The organism is Oleiphilus sp. HI0066 (assembly GCF_001635725.1).
Genome location: NZ_LWFH01000108.1, coordinates 1 through 544, shown reverse-complemented (window position 1 = coordinate 544; position 544 = coordinate 1). Strand labels below are relative to the sequence as shown.

General features: G+C 44.9%; 1 protein-coding gene. It reads left to right on the top strand.

The annotated features are described in order from the left end of the window. Window positions 1-544, top strand: a 544-nt coding sequence (locus A3738_RS32480) for a methyl-accepting chemotaxis protein (RefSeq protein ID WP_068763309.1), incomplete at its 5' end; no start/stop codon positions are given.

The window sequence follows — 544 nt, the reverse complement described above, 5'->3', positions numbered from 1 at the left end:
AGAGCACGAGTTAGCACATACCAAAGAACTTTCTCTAAACGAAAAGAACGAGCTCGCACAGAACTACGAAGCGCAGATTCAATCTCTTCGCCATGAACACGAACGCGAGCAATTCTTCCTCACAGAAAAATTAGAGCACGTAGAGAAAGACTTGGCAGAACTAACCAACCTTCTAGTGACGTTTGAACGCTGGCACGAAAGCCTGACACAGTTGATGGAACACAACGCCGAAATGCATCATCAAAACCAAGAGTTCTTCAACATTGTTAAGCAGATTGTGATTCTTGCCTTGAATGCCGCGATTGAAGCTGCGCGCGCTGGAGAGCATGGCAAAGGCTTTGCTGTCGTTGCTGACGAAGTACGAAGCCTTGCCATGCGCAGCCAAGAGCTCAGTGAGAGCTATAAAGAAAATCTTAACAAGAATGACTTTTTAACCACGACAACATTCCAAGACATTCAAGCTGGCGGAAAAATGATTCTGACAGATGTATCTGCAACGAATGAAATTGTGAAAGACCTCATTAGTCGCGTGCAAGTAGCATAA